A 4589-nucleotide genomic window follows, 5' to 3' on the forward strand; every position below is an offset into this window, starting at 1 on the left:
GCCTCCGTCGCGACCGCCGCGGCCCCCGCGACCGGATTCACGACCTCCGCGCCCGCCCGCGCGCGGAGCGCGACCGGCCGAGCCGGGACCGCCGAGGTCCTCGATCTCCTCCGCGTCCAGGCCCTGGCGGGTGCGCCTGTCCTTGGGCAGCGTGCCCTTGGCATCGGTGGGGATGTCGAGGTCGGTGAAGAGATGGTCGGAGGTCGAGTAGGTCTCCACCGCCTCGGTCGACTCCAGCCCCAGCTGACGGGCGATGAGGGCCCAGCGCGCCAGGTCCTCCCAGTCCACGAAGGTGATCGCGGTGCCCTTCTTGCCCGCGCGGCCGGTGCGGCCGGTGCGGTGGAGGTAGGTCTTGTCGTCGTCGGGGCAGTTCCAGTTCACGACGTGGGTGACGTCGGTGACGTCGATGCCGCGGGCGGCGACGTCGGTCGCGACCAGGACGTCGATCTTGCCGTTGCGGAAGGCGCGCAGGGCCTGCTCGCGGGCTCCCTGGCCGAGGTCGCCGTGCAGCGGAGCGGCGGCGAAGCCGCGGTCGGCGAGGTCGCCGGCCACCCGGTCGGCCTGGCGCTTGGTGCGCATGAAGATGATCGACAGGCCACGGCCGCGGGCCTGCAGCACGCGGGCCATCACCTCGATCTTGTCGAGCTGGTGGGCGCGGTAGACGACCTGCTTGATGTCCGCCTTGGTGCGGGACTCGTCGCCGGGGTCGTGGGCGCGGATGTGGGTGGGCTGCTTCATGAACCGCCGTGCCAGCGCCATGATCGGTCCCGGCATCGTGGCGGAGAACAGCATCGTCTGACGGTTGCTCGGCACCGCCTGGAGCAGCTTCTCGATGTCCTCGAGGAAGCCGAGGTCGAGCATCTCGTCGGCCTCGTCGAGCACCGCGGTGCGCACCTGGGACAGGTCCAGGTGCTTCTGGCGCATCAGGTCGATGAGGCGGCCCGGCGTGCCGACGACCACCTCGACGCCCTTCTCGAGCGCCTCGATCTGCGGCTCGTAGGCGCGGCCGCCGTAGACGGTGAGGATACGGATCGGACGCTTCGCGGAGGCGGTCTCGAGGTCGTGGGCGACCTGCACCGCGAGCTCGCGGGTGGGCAGCACCACGAGGGCCTGCGGTTTCCCGATCGGGCGGTCGTCCGGGTTCGGCTCGCCGGGGGCGACGGAGCTCTGCAGCAGCGGGATGCCGAAGCCGAGGGTCTTGCCCGTGCCGGTCTTGGCCTGGCCGATGATGTCGCGGCCGCGGAGCGCGACCGGGAGGGTCAGCGCCTGGATCGGGAAGGGCGTGGTGATGCCCTTGGCCGCGAGGGCCTCGACGATGTCGGCGCGGACGTCGAAGTCGGCGAAGGTCTGCTGCGGGTCGGTGGTGCCGGAGCTCTGCTCGACGGCGGGGGAGGCCGACACGGCCTCATCGGTGTGCGGGATCGTTTCAGGCACCGTTCAACTCTCTGGTCATGGATGTGCATGGCCATGGTAGCCCTCGGGGCATCCTCGCCGTGCGGAACTGCGGTCTACCCCTCGCCGCTGTCGCTCGCGCCCGGCGCGGGGCTCACCGGGTCGGTGGGCGTGACGCGGTCCTCGTCCGGCAGTCCTTCTCCGGGGGCGACCTCCTGCTCCGGCGGGACCGTGCCGTCGGGGGTCTCGGCGCCCTCGGGCACCTCGAGCTCGGCGTCCTCCTGCGGCATCTGGGAGCGGTGGATCGAGACGGAGACCAGGCCCAGCCCACCCATGGTGATGTCGTCGTAGGCGACGAGGCGTCCGGTCTCCCGGTCGAAGTAGAGCATCCGCGCGGTGAGATCCAGCGGATCATCGCCCTGCAGCACAGGGGCGACGCCTCCGGAGGCGAGGGCACCGCCGGTGGAGCCGACAGTGAGCCAGTCGGTGCCGGAGCCCTCGCGGTCCAGCTCGACGTCCGAGGTGTGCATGTGGCCGGAGAGCACCAGCGGGGCGCGGCCCAGGAGTCCGTCGGGCTGGGTCGGGTCGTGCAGCAGCGCCAGGTCGACGGGGTCCTCGGGATGCGCTTCGCCGTACGCCTCGATCGTGTCGCCGAGCTGGAAGGCGCTCGCGGCGACCGCGTCCTTGCCCTCCTGCCAGCCGCTGCCGATGTCGGAGTCGTCGTCGGCCGCGAAGCGGGGATCGCCGATCCCGGCGATCGTCAGGCCCGCCACCTCGACCACCTCGTTGTCGACCACGGTGGCGTTCGGCTGCTCCTCGATGGTGGCTGCGGCCGCGGCGCCGTCGTGGTTGCCGCTGATGTACACGTAGGGGACGTCCAGCGTGCCGATCCTGTTCAGCAGCTCGTTCTCGACCGGGGTGCCCCACGAGACGATGTCGCCGGTGTCGATCACGGCGTCGATCGCGAACTGCGTGTGCAGCTGCTCGATCACGTCGTAGGCCTGCGGGTTGTCGTGGATGTCGGAGACGTGCAGCACCGTGACCAGGTTCTCCTGGTCCAGGCCCACGGGCAGGCTGTCCGCCGCGATGTACAGCGCCGAGACCTGTCCCACGAACTCCGCGAGGGTGTCGCGATAGCTCGCGTAGTCCTGCGCGGTCGCCTCGCCGAGGTCCGCGATGTACGCGGCCTGGGAGAGCAGCCCCTCGAAGCGGGGCTGGGTCAGGGCGGCGGGGGAGAAGGTCACCGCCGTCGCGCCGACGGAGACGCCGACCAGCGCGACGGCGCTGCCGCCCGCGACCAGGGAACGGCGCACCCGGCGGAAGGTGAGGCCGACGGCGAGACCCGCACCGACGGCCGCGAACAGGGCGTTCATCGCCGCATTGCGCGCCGCGGCCGCGGTGACCGCCTCCGGGGCGCTGTTCTGCAGCTCGGCGAAGCCGGTGTCGGAGTAGAAGAGCGCCTCGGCCTTCTCGACGTCGACGCCCTTGACCCGCGCCTCGATCGACACCGGCGCGGCGTGGGTGTCGAAGGAGACCTCGCCGATCGGCGGAAGCAGCAGCACCGTGTCCGAGGAGAGGGAGGGGCGCACGTGCACCGAGGCGGTCAGCGGGCCGACCTCGACCTTCGAGTCCGGCACCAGCAGCAGCCCGAGGATCGCGCCGAGCACCGCGACCACGGCGGTGGCGGTCACCTGCAGCGCCCGGGCACGGCGACGGCGCCGACGGCGGGCTCTCGCCTCGTCCGTCGGCGCCGGCTGTGCGGGGTGCTCGTCCTCGCGGTCCTGCGCGGCCCCGTCGGTCCCTGTGGGGGCGGTGTCGTCCGGGGACCCGGTCCCTCCCGCTGCTGCCGCTCCCGCGGCGTCGTCCGCGGGGTCCGGCTCCTCGGGTGTCGTCACGTCCTCAGCCGAGGAAGCCGACGCGGCGGGGCTCCTCGGTGGAGACCTCGGCGTAGGCGAGCTTGGCACCGGGGATCAGGACCTTCTTGCCCTTGTCGTCCACCAGGGTGACCGGGCTGCCGTCGGCGACTGCGGCATTGAGACGCTCGATCACCGCCTCGGCGTTCTCGTCGGACTCGATCACGAGCTCGCGGGGGGAGTGCTGGATGCCGATGCGGATCTCCATGACCTGACCTTCCCTCCGCGCACGGGCGGAGACGGGAGTGCTGTTCACGGCGAGTCTACGTGGACCCTCGGGCGCTCCGGCGCGCGTACGCCGCGGGCGGAACCGCGTCCCGTCCGCGAGGGGCGAGCCGGTGCTCAGGGGTGGGAGGCGTCCTGCTCGGGTGCCGGGTCGTCGGCGTCCGCATGCTCGGTGCCGGTCTGCTCCACCAGCGCGAAGCTCGTCAGCCCGTCGACCACCACGGCGGTCACGGTGCTGAGGATCTCGTCTCGCTCCTCGTCGTCGGCGGCGTCGTGGAGCTGCTGGGCGGTGGTCTGGGCGATGCCGATCAGGCCCCGGCCGAGGATCCTCGCCTGACCGGTGCTCAGCGCGCGATAGGAGAGCAGCACCCCAGCCAGCTCGATCGACATCTCGTCGAGGATCCGGGTGACCCGCTCCTTGACCTCGTCCGAGACGACCTCGTGGCCGGTGAACAGGCGCAGCGAGTTCTTCAGCGACATGAGCTCGTAGAAGCGGCGCAGGCCGAGCCGGACCCGATCCTCGGCGTCGCCGCCGCGCCCGGCCATGTCGCGGACCTCGACGAGCATCGCCTCGCCGATCACGTCGAGGACCTCGACGTAGAGGGCCTCCTTCGAGCGGAAGTGCTGGTAGAGGACGGGCTTGGTGACCCCGGCGGCAGTGGCGATGTCGTCCATCGAGGTGGCCTGGTAGCCCTTCTCGGTGAACACCTCGGTGGCCAGTCGCAGCAGCTGCGAGCGACGCTGCTCGCGGGGCATCCGGGAGGTGGTGGGCGAGGACATGAGGTCAACCTCCGGAATCCGACATTAAGGACATCGGGTGATCCCGCACACTGTACCCCCGTCGGAGTCCTGTGCGGAGCATCCCGGACGTCAGGGCCATGGGGTCCAATGGTCCCATGCGACGCACCGGCACCATCACGAGGGAGGGCATCCGCCTGCTCGGGCCCGATCTCGAGGCGCTGCCCGCGCTGCTGCCCGCCGCGCAGCTGGACCCGGGCCAGCGCCGCGCCCTGGACGCCGTCGCCGCCGGCCACCACGTGATCGTCCACGGCGGGCCCG

At 71.8% G+C, this 4589-nt stretch carries 4 protein-coding genes; all 4 read right to left on the minus strand.

Going from position 1 to position 4589, the window contains the following annotated elements; genetic code table 11:
* Window positions 1-1434, minus strand: a 1434-nt coding sequence (locus HMPREF3159_RS10685) for a DEAD/DEAH box helicase (protein WP_070501014.1), incomplete at its 3' end; no start/stop codon positions are given.
* A gap of 74 nt (window positions 1435-1508) precedes the next feature.
* Window positions 1509-3287: a metallophosphoesterase family protein gene (locus tag HMPREF3159_RS10690; protein ID WP_070501012.1), complete on the minus strand. Its 1779-nt coding sequence runs from the start codon at window positions 3285-3287 to the stop codon at window positions 1509-1511.
* Window positions 3288-3291: 4 nt separating this feature from the next.
* The gene (locus HMPREF3159_RS10695; RefSeq protein WP_345742686.1) at window positions 3292-3561 is read right to left on the minus strand and encodes a DUF3107 domain-containing protein; all 270 of its coding nucleotides are present in this window, start codon (window positions 3559-3561) and stop codon (window positions 3292-3294) included.
* 86 nt (window positions 3562-3647) lie between these two features.
* The gene (locus HMPREF3159_RS10700; protein ID WP_070501013.1) at window positions 3648-4310 is read right to left on the minus strand and encodes a TetR/AcrR family transcriptional regulator; all 663 of its coding nucleotides are present in this window, start codon (window positions 4308-4310) and stop codon (window positions 3648-3650) included.
* Window positions 4311-4589: the final 279 nt, after the last annotated feature.

It is taken from the genome of Brachybacterium sp. HMSC06H03, assembly GCF_001807385.1.
Classification (GTDB): Bacteria; Actinomycetota; Actinomycetes; order Actinomycetales; family Dermabacteraceae; genus Brachybacterium; species Brachybacterium conglomeratum.